Annotated in this window: 14 protein-coding genes; 2 read left to right on the top strand and 12 right to left on the bottom strand. The window is 61.4% G+C overall.

The features are described 5' to 3' along the window. Positions 1-146: 146 nt before the first annotated feature. The 10 genes from HDE72_RS27215 to HDE72_RS27170 all read right to left on the bottom strand — a co-directional run bounded on the left by HDE72_RS27215 (position 147) and on the right by HDE72_RS27170 (position 10,090). Complete coding sequence (locus HDE72_RS27215; RefSeq protein WP_183748655.1) at positions 147-812, bottom strand: DUF799 domain-containing protein; 666 nt, start codon at positions 810-812, stop codon at positions 147-149. Next, a complete protein-coding gene (locus tag HDE72_RS27210; protein WP_221291426.1) occupies positions 809-1,180 on the bottom strand; it encodes a DUF4810 domain-containing protein in 372 nt (123 codons plus the stop codon). The genes HDE72_RS27215 and HDE72_RS27210 overlap by 4 nt, the downstream gene beginning before the upstream one ends. 8 nt (positions 1,181-1,188) lie before the next feature. Then, a complete protein-coding gene (locus HDE72_RS27205) occupies positions 1,189-1,863 on the bottom strand; it encodes a CsgG/HfaB family protein (protein WP_183748652.1) in 675 nt (224 codons plus the stop codon). Positions 1,864-2,052: 189 nt separating this feature from the next. Beyond that, entirely contained in the window at positions 2,053-5,202 is a 3,150-nt protein-coding gene (locus tag HDE72_RS27200) for an efflux RND transporter permease subunit (RefSeq protein WP_183748650.1), read from the bottom strand. Then, positions 5,199-6,809, bottom strand: a complete 1,611-nt coding sequence (locus tag HDE72_RS27195) for an efflux RND transporter periplasmic adaptor subunit (protein WP_183748648.1) — start codon at positions 6,807-6,809, stop codon at positions 5,199-5,201. Before HDE72_RS27195 ends, HDE72_RS27200 begins: the two co-directional genes overlap by 4 nt. Further along, positions 6,806-8,062 carry a TolC family protein gene (locus HDE72_RS27190; RefSeq protein ID WP_260176986.1) on the bottom strand — a complete coding sequence of 419 codons (1,257 nt, stop codon included), beginning with the start codon at positions 8,060-8,062 and terminating at the stop codon, positions 6,806-6,808. Before HDE72_RS27190 ends, HDE72_RS27195 begins: the two co-directional genes overlap by 4 nt. A 116-nt stretch (positions 8,063-8,178) precedes the next feature. Further along, positions 8,179-8,583: a hypothetical protein gene (locus HDE72_RS27185; protein WP_183748644.1), complete on the bottom strand. Its 405-nt coding sequence runs from the start codon at positions 8,581-8,583 to the stop codon at positions 8,179-8,181. A 73-nt stretch (positions 8,584-8,656) separates the two neighbouring features. After that, on the bottom strand, positions 8,657-9,055 hold the full coding sequence (locus tag HDE72_RS27180; RefSeq protein ID WP_183748642.1) for a nuclear transport factor 2 family protein: 399 nt from the start codon (positions 9,053-9,055) through the stop codon (positions 8,657-8,659). Positions 9,056-9,109: 54 nt separating this feature from the next. Continuing rightward, positions 9,110-9,322, bottom strand: a complete 213-nt coding sequence (locus HDE72_RS27175) for a 2-hydroxymuconate tautomerase family protein (protein WP_183748640.1) — start codon at positions 9,320-9,322, stop codon at positions 9,110-9,112. A gap of 27 nt (positions 9,323-9,349) precedes the next feature. Further along, positions 9,350-10,090, bottom strand: a complete 741-nt coding sequence (locus HDE72_RS27170; RefSeq protein WP_183748638.1) for an SDR family NAD(P)-dependent oxidoreductase — start codon at positions 10,088-10,090, stop codon at positions 9,350-9,352. A 148-nt stretch (positions 10,091-10,238) separates the two neighbouring features. On the opposite strand from HDE72_RS27170, the gene HDE72_RS27165 reads away from it, so the two are divergent. Then, positions 10,239-11,156 carry a LysR family transcriptional regulator gene (locus tag HDE72_RS27165; protein ID WP_183748636.1) on the top strand — a complete coding sequence of 306 codons (918 nt, stop codon included), beginning with the start codon at positions 10,239-10,241 and terminating at the stop codon, positions 11,154-11,156. 12 nt (positions 11,157-11,168) lie between these two features. Here the strand turns inward: HDE72_RS27165 and lhpI are convergent, their stop codons facing one another. After that, complete coding sequence (gene lhpI, locus HDE72_RS27160; RefSeq protein WP_183748634.1) at positions 11,169-12,125, bottom strand: bifunctional Delta(1)-pyrroline-2-carboxylate/Delta(1)-piperideine-2-carboxylate reductase; 957 nt, start codon at positions 12,123-12,125, stop codon at positions 11,169-11,171. Positions 12,126-12,238: 113 nt separating this feature from the next. On the opposite strand from lhpI, the gene HDE72_RS27155 reads away from it, so the two are divergent. Then, on the top strand, positions 12,239-13,339 hold the full coding sequence (locus HDE72_RS27155; protein WP_183748632.1) for an acyl-CoA dehydrogenase family protein: 1,101 nt from the start codon (positions 12,239-12,241) through the stop codon (positions 13,337-13,339). Here HDE72_RS27155 and HDE72_RS27150 read toward each other — a convergent pair. Continuing rightward, on the bottom strand, positions 13,336-15,771 hold the full coding sequence (locus HDE72_RS27150) for a TonB-dependent receptor (protein ID WP_183748630.1): 2,436 nt from the start codon (positions 15,769-15,771) through the stop codon (positions 13,336-13,338). The two genes, HDE72_RS27155 and HDE72_RS27150, sit on opposite strands and share 4 nt — an antisense overlap. Between the last annotated feature and the right edge of the window lie 45 nt (positions 15,772-15,816).

Below are 15,816 nucleotides of genomic sequence, written 5' to 3'. Positions count from 1 at the left end.
CCGCCCCCGTTGGTATCGGCAGCGTTATGCTGCACTAGGTTGGACCATTGGCAGGCAGGACGGTTCGGCAAAGATGAAGATCAGCGCTAATCAACAAATAAAAAAGCCCCTGAAACATCAGGGGCTTGCATGCATACCAGGCAGGATTACTGCGCCAGATAACGCTGCGAACGCGGACCGTACAGCAAGCCGTTCGGCGAGCCGGCGGACAGCAAACGCGCATTGGCCACGCCTGCAACCGGATGGCTGGCATCGGTCGAGCTGTTGATGATCTGCTTGACAGCAGCTGCCACCAGCATGCCCACCAGGCCACCGCCGCCACTGTTATTGCCTTCATTGCTCGATGCGCTGGCCACGCCTTCCCACAACAAGGTACCCGTCTTCAGGTCGACCAGCTTGGCCTTGACCGATACCACGCTGACACTGTCAACCACTGTATAGGTCGAACCGTAGCGGGCAATGGTCATGTACAGGGCAGCGTCCGCGCCAAAGATCTCGCTGAGCTTCTTGGCTTCAACGCCATGGATGTCGTGGGCATCGGTCAAGCCGTTCTGCTTGAACGTCTCGCTCACGACAGCCACCGGCAGCACGTAATAACCAGCCTCGGCCAGCGGATACGACACTTGCGCATACACGCTGTTGCCGGCGTTGACTTCCGGCGAGTCGTTCAACGGTGGCAAGACCACGATGGAACGGGGCTTGGCTGCCTTGAACGCAGTATAGTCATATGCCGCCTGCTTGTGGCTGGCGCAACCGACTGCGAGCATGGCCGGGACCAGGCACAAAGCCAGTTTCAAGATACGTGACATCATAATTTCTCACCTTTTTTCAATTTACCCAGCAAGAAATCCATATAGCCAGCCGACTCGGGGAACAGTTTTTTCTCATCTTCGAATTGCGTCGCGACTTCATCCGTTTTACCGGTGATCGAGTACAACATGCCCAGGTGGGCATGGAAACCCGGCGGGGTCTGGTTGCCCTTGGCGCTGATGAGTTGCAAGTCTTTTTCCATCGCCGCGATCTGCTGCTCAGGGCTTTCACCTTTCAGGTATTGATATACCTGCGGCTGATAGCTTTCCCATTGGTACAGGGACTTCGATTGCGTAGCGCAACCGGTCAATACGGCGCAGGCGGCCAGCGCCAGCAGAGCGGCGCTCTTTTTCATCACGATCTGTTTCATGGCTGACCTTATTGTTTGCGCAATGCGCCAGCTTCAACACCGGCAACCAGGCGCTCGACAGCTTCGCGCATCGCCAGATCCAATACCTTGCCGTTCAGGGTGGCGTCGTAGCTTGCCGTACCGCCAAAGCCCAGCACTTCACGGTTCGACAGGCTGTATTCGCCCGCGCCCTGGCTCGAGTACACCACTTCCGAGGTCGAGATATTGACCACGTTCAAGGTGATCTTGGCGTATGCCACTTGCGTCTTGCCACGGCCCATGATGCCGAACAGCTGATGATCGCCCACTTCCTTGCGGCCGAATTCGGTCACGTCGCCGGTGATAACGAAATCGGCACCCTTGATGTTCTGGCCTTGTTTCTTGTAGTCCGCTTCCTGCTTGATTTCCGCCATATTGTCGCGGTCCAGCACGTTGAAACGGTTGCTCGTTTGCAGATGTGCAATCAAAATCGTTTTCGACTGGCTACCCAGGCGATCGACGCCATCGGAAAAGATGCCGCGCATGAAGCTGGAGCGGTTATCAAACTTGCCAACCGCGATCGCGGTACGCGGACCAACGTAAGGACGTTCGGCGCTGGCCACAGTCGGAACGGCCAGCGCTTTTGACGATTCGGTGGCGCAACCAGCCAAAGACGCGGCGATCAGCGCAGCGATCAACAGTGCGCCAGGTTTATTCTTATTCATAATGCCCTTAAGAGAGATGGAATCAAGGACGTGCTCGCAAATTGATTTTTGGCAAGTTACTTTCCTTAATGCAATTATAAATTTTTGCCTCTCTGACAATCTCACCAAAAGTCACAACCACTGCTTTAATTGACTAAAAGAAAGAAAAAGCACTTCCTGGCTGAACACTGTCTTAAACGCACAACATCTTTATGCGCGCGCCTCCTTGGCCGCCTTCCTGATTGCCCGGCGCCGTATCAGCAGATAAACGGCGGGCACCACAAACATCGACAGCAAGGGCGCCGTGATCATGCCGCCCACCATGGGCGCTGCAATGCGCTGCATGATTTCCGAACCGGTGCCCGTGCCCAGCATCACCGGCACCAGGCCGGCGATCATCACGGCCACCGTCATGGCCTTGGGCCGCACGCGCAGAACGGCGCCTTCGCGTATCGCATCGAGCAAATCGGCCTCGCACTGCGTGCCCTTGGCCAGCCGCGCGTCCCAGGCATGTTTCAGATACAGCAGCATGATCACGCCAAATTCCGCCGAGACCCCCGCCAGGGCAATAAAGCCCACGCCGCTGGCCACCGACAAGTGGTAGCCAAGCGCCCACAGCAGCCAGATGCCACCCGCCAGCGCAAACGGCAAGGTACCCATGATCAGCACCGCTTCATCGATGCGCTTGAAGGTCATATACAGCAGCACGAAAATCGTCAGCAGGGTCGCTGGCACCACCACCTTGAGCTTGGCCGTGGCCCGTTCCAGGTATTCGAACTGGCCCGACCATGAAACGGAATAACCGGCCGGCAGCTTGACTTCGCGGTTGACCACTTGCTGCATCGCCTGCACGGCCGAACTCAGGTCGCGGCCATGGATATCCACATACACCCAGCCCGACAGGCGCGCATTTTCGCTTTTCAGCATGGGCGGGCCATCGTCGATACGGATGGTGGTGACGTCGCCAAGACGGATCTGCGCGCCGCGTTCCGTCAGCACCGGCAATTCGCGCAGCTTTTCAACGGAATCGCGCACTTCGCGCGGGTAGCGCACATTGATGGGGAAGCGCTGCAAGCCTTCCACCGTTTCGCCGATATTGTCGCCGCCGATGGCGCTGGCGACGATGCTTTGCACGTCAGCGATATTCATGCCATAACGGGCCGCCGCATCGCGGTCGATCTTGATATCGACGTAGCGCCCGCCATTCAAGCGTTCGGCCAGCGCGGACGACACGCCAGGCACGCCTTTGACAGCGTGTTCGATCTGCGCCGTGATGCGGTCGATTTCATGCAGGTCCACGCCCGCCACCTTGATGCCGACCGGGCTTTTGATGCCGGTGGCCAACATGTCGATGCGGTTGCGGATAGGCGGCACCCAGATATTCGACAGCCCCGGCACTTTCACCACGCGGTCCAGTTCGGCCACCAGCTTGTCGGTGGTCATGCCCGCCCGCCATTGATCGCGCGGCTTGAACTGTATGGTGGTTTCAAACATTTCCATCGGCGCCGGATCGGTGGCCGATTCCGCGCGGCCCGCCTTGCCGAACACGCTTTCCACTTCCGGCACGGTCTTGATCAGGCGGTCCGTCTGTTGCAGCAATTCAGCGACCTTGCCCGCGCCTATGCCAGGCAAGGCCGATGGCATGTAGAGCAAATCGCCTTCGTCAAGAGGGGGCATGAATTCGCCGCCCAGGCGCGCCAGCGGCCAGAAGGTGGCCGCCACGATCAGGCCAGCGGCCAGCAAGGTGGTTTTTGGCCGGCGCAGCACGATTTCCAGCAGCGGGCGGTAAATGGCAGTCAGCCAGCGGTTGATCGGATTCTTGTGTTCAGGCGGGATATGGCCGCGTATCAGATACCCCATCAATACCGGAATGAGCGTGGCCGCCATGCCGGCCGCGGCCGCCATCGCATAGGTCTTGGTCAAGGCCAGCGGGGCAAACAAGCGCCCTTCCTGCGCTTCCAGGGTAAACACGGGGATAAAGGACAGCACAATGATCAGTAAGGAAAAGAACAGCGCCGGCCCCACTTCCACGGCCGCGTCAGCTATGACCTTCCAGTGCGCCTCGCCTTCCAGCTTCTGGCCCGGATGGGCTTCCAGCCAGGCTTCGATATGTTTATGCGCGTTTTCTATCATCACCACGGCCGCGTCGACCATGGCGCCGATGGCAATCGCGATGCCGCCCAGCGACATGATGTTGGCATTGACGCCCTGGTAATACATGATGATGTAGGCGATCAGGATGCCCAGCGGCAGCGAGATGATGGCCACCAGCGCCGAACGCAGGTGCAGCAAAAAGATCGCGCACACGACGGCGACGACGATGAATTCCTCGATCAGCTTGTGCTGCAGATTATCCACCGCGCGCTTGATCAGCTTGGAGCGGTCGTACACCGGCACGATTTCCACGCCAGGCGGCAAACTTTGCTTGAGCGTCGCCAGCTTGGCTTTCACCAGGTCTATAGTTTGCAAGGCATTCTTGCCGGAGCGCATGATGATCACGCCGCCCGCCACTTCGCCTTCGCCATTCAGTTCCGCCACGCCGCGCCGCATTTCCGGCCCCAGCTGGATACGGGCCACATCGCCCAGGCGCACGGACACGCCGGCCGCCGTCGTCATCAACGGTATCTTGCGGAAATCGTCCAGCGATTGCAGATAACCGGAAGCGCGCACCATGTATTCGGCCTCGCCCAGTTCCAGCACGGAACCGCCGGTTTCCTGGTTGGCCTTTTGCACTGCATCGATCACCTTGCCATGCGTGATGCCGTAGCCACGCAGCTTGTCCGGGTCCAGCACGATCTGATACTGGCGCACCATGCCGCCTATGCTGGCCACTTCCGACACATTCGGCACGGCTTTCAGCTCGTACTTCAAAAACCAGTCCTGATAGGCGCGCAGCTGCGACAGATCCATCTTGCCGCTGCGGTCGACCAGCGCATATTCATACACCCAGCCCACGCCCGTAGCGTCCGGTCCCAGCGCCGTCTTGGCCTGGGCGGGCAGGCGCGACTGCACCTGGTTCAGGTATTCGAGCACGCGCGAACGGGCCCAGTACGGGTCCGTGCCATCTTCGAACAGCACGTAGACGAAGGAATCGCCGAAGAAGGAATAGCCGCGCACGGTCTTGGCGCCCGGCACCGACAACATGGTGGTCGTCAAAGGATAGGTCACCTGGTTCTCGACGATTTGCGGCGCCTGCCCCGCATAGGTCGTGCGGATGATGACTTGCACGTCGGACAGATCGGGGATGGCATCGACCGGCGTGCGGCTCAGCGACCAGATGCCCCAGGCGGCGATAAACACGGTCGCCAGCAAGACCAGGAAACGGTTGCCGATAGACCAGCGTATCAGTTTGGCAATCATTTGGACGCTCCCGGCATGGCCATCGGCATCTTCATACCACCCATGGACATGTCCATCGGCATCTCTTTAGCTGGCGCAATCGTGATGATCTGGAAACCGCCCTCGCCTTTCCTGATATCGAAGGCCACCTGCGTGCCCAGCTTGATATTGGCGGGCAAGCCCGTGGGCGGCAGCTTGAAGCCCATCGTCATCGGCCCCCATTGCAGGGACGCAATCGGGCCGTGCGATATGGTGATGTTTTCCTTGCCGATCTGCTCGACCTTGCCTACGCCATGATGGCTGGCAACGCCCGCTTGCTCTGCCGGTTTCATCTTCATTCCATCCATCTGCATGCCATCCATCTGCATGCCATCCATCTTGTCCATGCCGCCCATGCGCGTCTCCGTGCCCTTCAGGCTGGCTTCGGAATCGACCAGGAACTGGGCCGAGGTCACCACTTGCTGGCCTTCGTTCAAACCCTTGCGTATTTCCGTGAAACCATTGCCTTCGCTGCCAGTTTCCACGTCGACCGGCTTGAACTTGCCGCCCGCTTGCGCCAGCATGACGACGCTGCGCGTGCCGGTCTGTATCACGGCTTCCGATGGTACTTGCAAGACATCGGCGCCCCGCTCAGCGCCAAACGTCACGCTGGCAAACATGCCGGGCAGCAGCTGGCCGCCCGGATTGGCCAGTTCGATGCGGGCCGTGGCGGTGCGCGTGGTCGGATTAATTTCGGGCAAAATGGCACTCACCTTGCCCTTGAAGACGCTGCCCGGCAAGGCTTGCGCCTGCGCCTCCACGGCGTCGCCCGGACGCAGCTGGCCCAGCATGTTTTCCGGCACTTCTGCATTGACCCACACGGTAGACAAGCCATTGATGCGGAACAAGGGTGCGCCCATCGCCATGGTCATGCCTTCACGGGCGCCCAGTTCGGCGATCACGCCGCTGATCGGTGACGTAATGGTCAAACGTGCTTGCACCTTGCCGCTGCTTTCCACGCCATGGATCTGGCCTTCGCTCATGCCGGCCAGGCGCATGCGCTGGCGCGCGCCGTCGACCAGGCCCGCCGTATCGCTGCCCGCCATGCTGCGTGCCGCCAGGTATTCTTCCTGCGCCGCCACCCAGTCGGGCACATAAACCTCGGCCAGCGCCTGGCCTTTTTTCACCGGGTCGAGCGGCGCGCGCGCATACAGGCGCTCGACAAAGCCGCCGCTGCGCGCCTGCACCATGGCCACGTCGCGGTCATTAAAGGCCACGTTGCCGACGGCGCTAAAGCCCGACGCCAGTTTTCCACGCGTCACTGTGGCCGTGCGCACGCCCAGGTTTTGTTCGACTCTGGGGCTGATGCTGACGCCGCCATCATCGCCCCCGCTACCTTCCTGTGCATACACGGGCACCAGTTGCATGTCCATGAAGGGCGACTTGCCCGGCTTGTCGAAACGCTGGCCCGGCACCATCGGGTCGTGCCAGTACAGGGGTTTTTTCGCGGCTGGCGCGGCCATCGCGGCCGCCTTGCCATCCGGCTGCACACCTTGCCGTGCGCCCAGTTGATACGCGCCATAGCCAACGCCAGCCAAGGCAATGACGACAGCCGTCAAGGCCAGGGTAATTTTTTTATTGCTGTTCATTTGGACTCCTGCCGTGCCAGATTCGTATCGGGAAAAAGAAAATCGAGTTGCGCCCAGAGCTGGGCCGTTTCCATGTTCAGCTGCAATTGCTGCAGCCGCATGTCGGCGATATTGCGTCTGGCCGCCAGCACATCGGCCAGGGCAGCCTTGCCGCCCCGGTAAGCTGCCAGCACGGCGGTGCCGCGCTCTTCGGCTGCCGGCACGATCTGTGTTGCATAGCGCAAGCCACGCTCGCGGCCGCTCTTCCAGGCGATCAGCAAACCCTGGGTGCGCGACACTTGCTCGCGCAACTGTTCATCGCGCTCATCCTTCACCTGTTCGACGGTCGCCAGTTTGGACGCCAGCTCGCGGTCTTGCCGGTTCTTTTTATCCCATTGCAAGGGCAGCGACAGGCTGACGGACACCATATTCGAGTACGCTGATCCCCGCTGCTGGAAGGCTACTTCCACGCTCCAGTCCGGATGCTGGTTGGCCTGCGCCAGCCTGGCGTCGGCCTGGGCGATATCCTGCTGCCGGTTCAGGACGGCGATCTGCGGCTGATGTTCCAGGGTAGTGGCCAGCGCGGAGGTATCGAGGCGCAAGGTATTGACGTCAGGCATGCCTGCATCGGCAACGTCCCCGCCAGCGCCCGTCCAGCGCAGCAGCGCGTTTTTCGCGGTTTCCACATTGCCGGCCAGCTGGCTACCCCGGTCTTCCAGCGCCAGCAAGGCCGACTTGGCGGCCAGCACGTCGGCCTGACTACCCCGGCCACCGCGATACGCTGCTTCGGCCGCGCTAATTTCCTGGCGTGCCAAGGTCGTTTGGCTATCCAGCGCAGCCGCCATCTGCCGGGTGTAATAGACATTGAGCCAGGCGATGGCCGTGTCGCGCTGCAAGGACGCCAGGGTGAGGTCTTTCTGCGCCAGCGCCTTGTCGGCTTCGCGCTCCTGGCGCGCGGAGCGCCATTGCAGCTTGTCGGCACGCGTCAGTTCCTGCGAAATACCAACTTTGCGCATGGTCATGAAGTCATTGCCCAGGCTAAAGCGGTCATTGCCGCTGACGGGCAAGTTCTCTATGCCGGCAGACAACATCGGATCGGGCCGCCGGCCGGCCGCCACTGCCATTTCGCGGGCAGCGACGCTGGCGTGGCCATCGGCGTCAAGCTGGTGCGAGCGGGCTGCGGCCTGCTGCAGCGCTTCGGTAAAAGAGACAGGCTGTTCGGCCTGTGCGCCATAAGCGGCAAGCATGCACGCCATGGCAAGCGTCGTCTTCATCAGTCGACGAAGACGCACGCAAGTAGGGGATACCATAAAAAAACCTCCAGAAAACGATGGACCACACCGGCTTGCGGGCAAGGGCAAGCCGATGGCGAACTAGGTCTTCTGGAAGATCAGATGCGGAAACAGCAGTTGCGGATGGCGATCGGGGGCGCGACGGGCCGCGCCAGCGCAATATAGGCGGGAGGATCAACGGGCTGCAGCACGGGCAGATCAAAGATCGCCAGGCTCAGCATCATGACCACTGGCACGAACGCGGGGTGACCCACGGCCGGCGGCTTGTCCAGCGACTGCCTGGCGGCATCGCCCTGCGAATACACATGGCACAGGGTGGACTGGTCCGTATCCATGCCGGTGCAGCCTGGCATGTCCGGCATGGCCTTCATCATCAAGGCCGTGCTGCCAGCTCCCATGGACGCGCCCGGACACAGATAGGCCGCCACCGCGTGCTGCATGAACAGCACGCTGAGGATGGCGACCAAGGCCGTGAATAATCGAAATGTCCGGGTAAGCTTCATCAGTACGGTATGGAGTAGGATCAAACTTTCTATCAATATGGACTCTACTATAGACCTTGCCATAAGGGGAAGGTCAAGGTCTTTCTTGCGTCGTTTTTTCTTGCGCTGATCCGTGGCTAAAGGTTTTATTGACGATCAGCCACTGTCCATCAAGCCGGCGCAAAGACAGGTAGAGATAATAATCGAATCCCAGCATCGGCGAGTGCAGCTTGACGCTGGCGATATTGGCTTGCCTGTCCACCGCCAGCAACTGCATCCGATACGGTTCGCCCAGCTCGTGCGGACTCTTGCGGGCCGCCACGCCGGCCAGGTAGCTGCTGGCCGATTTGTGATAGGGCTGGCCATCGATATCGCCATACACTTGCGCGTCGATGTCAAACAGCCCGGCCAGCGCCGCCACGTCACCGCGATAGACGCCATCAAAATACGCATGGACGGTGTGTTCTATCGTCGTATTGCTGCTTTCTTGCATGCTGCCTCCTCTAGACGGGAAGACGCAAGGCAGCGCCTTCCCGTCCGCCGAATATTACTTTTCCAACGCCTGGCGCGCGCGCAAGGTCGTCACCGTTTCGCGGTTGACACCCCAGTTATCGGTCTCGACTTCATCGATCACGACAAAGGTGGTGGAAGGATGCTTATTCAAGACACGGTGCAGCAAATCGCTGGTCCCTTCGATCAATTCCAGTTTTTGCGCGGCCGTGACGCCTTCTTTGGTGACGCGAATATTTACGTATGGCATGACAGTGCTCCTGATAGTGGGGATGGATTACCAGGTACCGGCCGTCGAGCCGCCATCGACGGCCATCACAGTGCCGCTGGTAAAGCTGGAGTCGGTCAGGTACAGAATGGCGTTGACGATGTCTTGCGTGCTGCCCGTCACGCCGCTGGGCGACAGGGTTTGCAAAAAGGCTTTGGTGCCGGCATCGTCCGGGTGCAGCGGCGTATCAATGATGCCGGGCGCCACTGCATTGACGCGCACATTCGACGCCGCCAGTTCCAGCGCCAGTCCACGCGTGGCGTGGTTCAGGCCGCCCTTGATCAGCACCGGCAGCAGCGCCGGCACCTTGGCGTTCGGCTGCATCGCCAGGCTGGCCGTGATGGTGACGATATGGCCCTGCTGGTTGGCGCTCATGTGGCGGGCCGCCTCTTGCGATGGGTAGAAAAAGCCCATCAAGTTGGTGCTGACGATGGCCGCCACGTCTGCCTGCGTGTAGTCGCCGACGGGTTTGGCGATAAAGATGCCCGCATTATTGATCAGGATATCGACTTTGCCAAAGGCGGCGATGGCCTGTTCAAACAAGGCGCTAGCGGTGGCCGGCAAAGCGATATCGCCGGCTACCGGCAAAAAGTTGGCGGGATTGCCCAGTTTGGCCGCCGCGCTTTCCAGCCGCGCCAGGGTGCGCGCATTGCCGACCACGTTGTAGCCGCGCTCCAGATAAGCCTTGGCGACGGCAAAGCCGATGCCGCTCGATGCGCCGGTGACGATGACGGTTTTCTTGGTTTCCATATTGCTGCTCCAGTGTGTATTGAGTGGATGCCAGCACTGTGTTGGCTGGCATGGAACTCACTATACTTATGCGCATCATGTTGATAAACACATGCAATAGAAGAACACTTGATCTATCATGTAATCAATTGATGACAGCGGGGATAGCATGAAGCGCAACTTCGAGGAAATGCAGCTGGGCAGCATCGAACTGTTTTGCCTGGCCGCTGAGCTGAGCAGTTTTACGGAAGCGGCCAATATCGCCGGCGTCACGCCGGCCGCCGTCAGCCGTTCGATAGCCAGGATGGAAGAACGGCTGGGCGTGCGCCTGTTCGTGCGCACCACGCGGCAAATCCGCTTGACCGATGGCGGACGGCGCTATTACGAGCAATGCCACGAAGCGCTGCTGCAATTGCGCGAGGCTGAACGCGAAGTGACGGGTGGCCAGGCAGCGCCCGTCGGCCCCTTGCGCATCAGCGCGCCCACGCCCTATTCCCACTACCGGCTGCTGCCGCTGCTGTCGCAATTCCGGCAACGCTATCCCGAGGTGACGTTCGACGTGCACGTCAGCAACCGCAATATCGATTTCGCCGCCGAAAGCTATGACATCGCCATCCGTGGCCGCACGCCGGCCGATTCCACCCTGATCGCGCGCAAGCTGGAAGACGCGGAACTGGTGCTGGTGGCGTCCCCGGCCTACCTGCAGCGGGTCGGCGCACCTGCTTCGCTGGACGCGCTGCACCAGCACGACTGCATACAGTTCGACCTGCCCAGCACGGGGCGCAAGATCGCCTGGCTATTTCACGATGGCGGCAAGCCGGTGGAAATGGAGACCAAAGGCGGCTACACCTGTTCGGAAGACGTGCTGGGCATCGTGACCCTGGCGCGCAGCGGCGCGGGCATCACGCAAACCTACCGTTTTATCGTGGAGCGCGAGCTGGCCGACGGCTCGCTGGTGGAATTGCTGCCCCAGCACGGCGGCCGGTCGCGCCCCTTCTTTTTGCTATTCCCCCACGCGCGCCACCTGCCGCTGCGGTTGCGCACCTTTGTCGATTTCCTGACCGAGAAACTGATTACGCAAGCCTGATCAGGCTTGTCGTCAGGATGCGACCGTCTTCAGCACCAGCTGCGCCACCAGCAAGTCGCTGAGCGCCGTGCCGACCGCCTTGAACACGGTGATTTCTGCGGCATTGCGGCGGCCAGGTTTGCCACACTCGCCAGCGCGGCACAGATCTTTCAGCTCGCCCGCGATAGCGCCCGCGCTGAACACGTTTTCGGCTATCGGGATCAATACCTCGCCCGCCTCGCGCAGCACATTGTCCAGGCTATCGACATGCACCGTGCTGTTGACGATCAGCGCGCTGTCGCATTCGCGCCGGTCGGGGCTGTGATTGCCCAGCAGGTCGACGTGGCAGCCGGGCGCAATCCACGCGCCCTGCAGCAGCGGCGTGGCGGCGCCCGTCGCGCTGACGATGATGTCGGCCTGGCCCGCATGCTGCGCAATATCGGCGATGCAGATAAATTCCACGCCAGGATGGTCGCGCTGCAAGCGTTCTTGCAAGGCGGTGGCCTTGCCGGCGTCGCGGCCCCACAGAAAAACCCGTTTAAGCGCACGCACAGAAAGATGAGCCGCTACCAGGAAAGGCGCCAGCCTGCCCGTGCCCAGCAATAACAAGGTGGACGATTCCGGGCGCGACAGATAGCGCGAGGCCAGCGCCGAAACGGCCGCCGTGCGCCAGTAGGTGATCGAGGTGCCATCGACCAGCGCCAGCGGCACGCCGTGACGGCGGTCAAACAGCAGTATCTTGGAATACAGCGAGGCAAAACCGGCCGCTTCGTTCGCTGGAAAATAAGTAAAAGCCTTCACGCCGATCAAGCTATCGTTCCACGCCGGCAGCAGCGCAAAGCCGTCGTGCGACGCAGCGCCCGCGCCAGCGAGCTGAAACACCTGGCGCGGCGGCATGCCATAGTCGCCGCGAAAGCCATTGTCCAGCGCATCGATCAGCGCTGGAAACGCCAGCGCCTGGTCTACCTGCCCTGCCTCGATTATCTTCATGCTCTCCCCTTGATTGTTAATCAACCTGCAAGACAGCCCTATCATGCCATGCCGGGAACACAAGCGGCCCGTGCTGTGCGAAAATTCCCGCCTTTGCCATCGACCCAAGTTCCATGATCCAGCCTGTCAATTCCCCTCTCTCCGCCCGCGACGCGCGGCGTATCGCCGGCCATGCGGCGCTGGCCGATGCGGCCCGCTTCCTGCATCCCGTGCACCAGGCCTTGCTGCACCGGCGCGGCTGGCTCACCATGCTGGCGCCACGCGCCAGCGGCGGCGCGGAACTGCCGTTGCCCGAAGCGGTGCGCCTGGAAGAAGCGGTGGCCGCCATCGATGGCAGCGTGGGCTGGGTGCTGACCCTGTGCGCGGGTGCGGGCTGGTTTGCGGGATTTTTAACGCCGGAACTGGCGCGCGACATCATCGGCACGCGCCGCGTCTGCCTGGGCGGCAGCGGCGCGCCCAGCGGTTTTGCCGACGAAGATGGCGATGGCTACCGCATCAGCGGCCGCTGGGATTACGCCAGCGGCGCACCCATGGCCACGCACTTTACCTTGAACGCCGTGCTGCGGGTCGATGGCCAGCCGGTGCTCGATGAACATGGCGCGCCGCGCATCCGCGCCTTTCTGGTGCCGGCTGCGCAAGTGCAGCTGATCGCGTCCTGGAACAGCATCGGCATGCGCGCCAGCGCTTCGCACAGCTACCGCATCGATGATGCCTGGGTCAGCAAGGAACACGGTTTCACCATTGACGCCGCCAGCGCCTGCGCCGACGGCCCCTTGTACCGCTACCCGTTTTACTCGCTGGCCTACGTCACCCTGGCCGCCAATGTGGCGGGCATGGCCAGCCATTTCATGCAGCTGGCGCAGGAATGCATCCGCCACCGCCGGCATGCGGGCAAGGACTTGCCGCTGATCGAGGTGCCCGAAGTGGCCGCCCTGCTGCGCGCCAAACACCACGCTTTCGATACTGTTCGCGCCCGTTTCTACGCCGCGCTGGACACTAGCTGGGCCAAGGTGGCGTCTGGCATGGAACTCAGCGCGTCCGACATGGCCGAGGTGCAAGATACCTCGCTGGACCTGACGGCCGTCGCGCGCGCAGCCGTCAATCAACTCTATCCCCTGTGCGGCCTGTACGCGGCCCGTGAAGACAGCACCATCAACCGGGTCTGGCGCGACTTCCACACGGCCAGCCAGCACCCCTTGCTGATGCAAATCTAAAAGTCCATCGTCGCCGAGATCTGGATGGTGCGCGGCGCACCCAGGCCCAGGCTGGTCAATTGCGGCATGGCCCAATACGCCTTGTTGCTGACGTTCGTGACATTGGCCCGCAGCGTCATCGGCTGGTTCGCTACAACCGTCGCATAGCGCCCGCCCAGGTCAAACACCGTGCGGCCCGGCACCCACAAGGTATTGCCGGCATTGATGTATTGCTTCGAGGCCGCAGTCGCATTGGCCGTCAGGCTCAAGCCCGGCACGCTGGGCGTATCCCATTCCGCACCCAGCTTGGCTTGCAGCTTGGGCACGCCGGTGGCCAGCTTGCCCTGGTTGACACCGCCGGCCGTCTGCGTCAGCTTGGGTTCCACAAAAGCCAGGCCGCCCATCAGGCGCACAGTACGTATAGGGCTACCAAAAAAGCTCCATTCGACGCCACGGTTGCGCTGCTCGCCGCCCACGGAAAACACGTTAGTCACGGGGTCCGTGTAGCTGCTGGGGCGCTTGATTTCATACAGGCTGGCCGTGTGGGCGAATTCGCCCAGATCGAACTTCAGGCCGACTTCCTTTTGCTTGGTCTTGAATGGCGGAAAGACTTCGCCCGCATTGGCGGCCGTCATCGGCGCCGTGCTGCCCTGGCTCAAGCCTTCGATGTAATTGCCGTAGACCGACCATTGCGGCGTGAGCTTGACCAGCAAAGCGGTCGCGGGCGAGGTGGCGCTTTGCTCGTAGCGGGCCGTGCGCGCGCCGGTCGCCACGTTGAAGGTATCGCTGACCACGTCCTGGCGGCGCAAACCCAGCGTCCATTGCACCGTGTCTTGCGCAAAGGACAGGGTATCGGCCAGGCCGACGCTGGAAAGGCGCAGTTCCGCCCGCGAAATCTGCGGCGCGTTGAAAGTGCTGGCCGGACCCCAGACAGGGTTGTACAGATTGGTGATCCAGTCCTTGGCCAGCACATTGCGGCGGCCATACTGTTTATCGCTATGGTTGTAATGCGTGGCGTTGACGGCCCACTGGTGACCGATATCGCCGGTGCGCAACTTGCCCTTGAAACCGAGCTCGGCCGATTTGCGGTCCACTTCGAAAGCCAGGTCGGCCAGGTTGGTGCGGTAATCGCCAGCCGTATTGAATACCTGGATCAGATAAGCGCCCGTCGAATGGTAATCGGTCTGGCTGGCGCCCATGGCCACATAGGCCATCACCGACTCGCTCAGGTCCAGTTCGCCGCGTACCGTCGCGCCCTTGTCCTTGGTGTCGTAAAAGGCCCAGCTGGGATTGAGCAGGGTATCCGGTTTCGGCAGCCTGGGCACGCCCAAGCCGGGCGCCAGGTTGATGCCCCGGTTCAAGCCATCGGTGCGGTCGTCGCTGCGGTACAGGTCGGCGGACAGCCGCGCGCCATCGCCGCGCCAGTCCAGGCCCAGCGCAGCCAATTGCGTTTCCTTTTTCTGATGGTCGACCGAACCATTGCCCTTGCGATACACGCCATTGAAGCGCGCACCGAACTGTTTCTGCTCGCCAAAACGCCGGCCGAGATCCACATGGCCGCCCCATTGCGAATCGGACAGGTAGCTGAGCGCCGCGCGCGTCAAGGGCTCGTCGCCTGCACGCTTGGGCACCAGGTTGACGCTGCCGCCCACCGAGCCGCCAGGCGGCATGCCATTGAGCAAGGCCGATGGCCCTTTCAATACTTCGATGCGTTCAAACATTTCGGGCGAGGTCCGGTAATACGGCGAAATACCAAACAAGCCATTCACCGTCACGTCGCTGATGCTGGAACTGAAACCCCGTATCGAATAATTTTCATTGATGGTGCCCGTCATGCCCGTGCTAAACACGGTCGGGTCGACAGCCGAGATCACGTCGGTGATGTCGCGCGCCTGGCGGTCCTCGATAAAGCGCTCGGTATAGCTGACGGTGTTGAACGGCGTTTCCATGAAATCCTTGCTGCCCAACAAGCCGACCCGGCCGCCGGACGCCACATGGCCGCCTGCATACGCTTGCGTGGCCCCACCCTGCTGAGCCTGCACCGTCACACCCGGCATCACCACTTCACCCTGCTGCGCCAAACGGCTGACTGTATAACTGCCATTGGCTTGCTGGATGGCATGCAGGGAATGGCCGCGCAGCAGCTCGGTAAATCCTTCGCGCACGCTGTAGCTGCCCGACAAACCCTTGCTGCTTTTACCTTGCAGCAAGCTGGTATCGGCCGTCAACTCGATACCGGCCGTGGTGGCAAAGCTATTCAACACCGATCCCAGCGGGCCGGCCGCCACGTTAAAGTTGCTTTTCGCTTCTGCGGCCAGGCCGCTGGCCTGGGACTGGGCCAGCGCGGGCACGCCAGCAGCGCTCAGGGCAAGTCCCAGCACCACGGCGCGCACGGCGGCGGCCTGGCGGCTCAAGGCCGGTTTGAAAGATACTGCGTGAAAACGGTGTTGCATGCTCGATTCCTTTTGATGATGTGGTTTGCTCTTATCTATCTCCCG

It is taken from the genome of Janthinobacterium saanense (genome assembly GCF_014200675.1).
GTDB lineage: Bacteria > Pseudomonadota > Gammaproteobacteria > Burkholderiales > Burkholderiaceae_D > Janthinobacterium.
The sequence above is the reverse complement of the archived record's forward strand: the minus strand, read 5'-3'. Positions and strand labels throughout refer to the sequence as shown.

Bases quoted from the DNA above. Each gene is read 5' to 3' on its own strand.
- HDE72_RS27215 (WP_183748655.1), bottom strand. From the start codon at position 812: ATGATGTCACGTATCTTGAAACTGGCTTTGTGCCTGGTCCCGGCCATG.
- HDE72_RS27210 (WP_221291426.1), bottom strand. From the start codon at position 1,180: ATGAAACAGATCGTGATGAAAAAGAGCGCCGCTCTGCTGGCGCTGGCC.
- HDE72_RS27205 (WP_183748652.1), bottom strand. From the start codon at position 1,863: ATGAATAAGAATAAACCTGGCGCACTGTTGATCGCTGCGCTGATCGCC.
- HDE72_RS27200 (WP_183748650.1), bottom strand. From the start codon at position 5,202: ATGATTGCCAAACTGATACGCTGGTCTATCGGCAACCGTTTCCTGGTC.
- HDE72_RS27195 (WP_183748648.1), bottom strand. From the start codon at position 6,809: ATGAACAGCAATAAAAAAATTACCCTGGCCTTGACGGCTGTCGTCATT.
- HDE72_RS27190 (WP_260176986.1), bottom strand. From the start codon at position 8,062: ATGAAGACGACGCTTGCCATGGCGTGCATGCTTGCCGCTTATGGCGCA.
- HDE72_RS27185 (WP_183748644.1), bottom strand. From the start codon at position 8,583: ATGAAGCTTACCCGGACATTTCGATTATTCACGGCCTTGGTCGCCATC.
- HDE72_RS27180 (WP_183748642.1), bottom strand. From the start codon at position 9,055: ATGCAAGAAAGCAGCAATACGACGATAGAACACACCGTCCATGCGTAT.
- HDE72_RS27175 (WP_183748640.1), bottom strand. From the start codon at position 9,322: ATGCCATACGTAAATATTCGCGTCACCAAAGAAGGCGTCACGGCCGCG.
- HDE72_RS27170 (WP_183748638.1), bottom strand. From the start codon at position 10,090: ATGGAAACCAAGAAAACCGTCATCGTCACCGGCGCATCGAGCGGCATC.
- HDE72_RS27165 (WP_183748636.1), top strand. From the start codon at position 10,239: ATGAAGCGCAACTTCGAGGAAATGCAGCTGGGCAGCATCGAACTGTTT.
- lhpI (WP_183748634.1), bottom strand. From the start codon at position 12,125: ATGAAGATAATCGAGGCAGGGCAGGTAGACCAGGCGCTGGCGTTTCCA.
- HDE72_RS27155 (WP_183748632.1), top strand. From the start codon at position 12,239: ATGATCCAGCCTGTCAATTCCCCTCTCTCCGCCCGCGACGCGCGGCGT.
- HDE72_RS27150 (WP_183748630.1), bottom strand. From the start codon at position 15,771: ATGCAACACCGTTTTCACGCAGTATCTTTCAAACCGGCCTTGAGCCGC.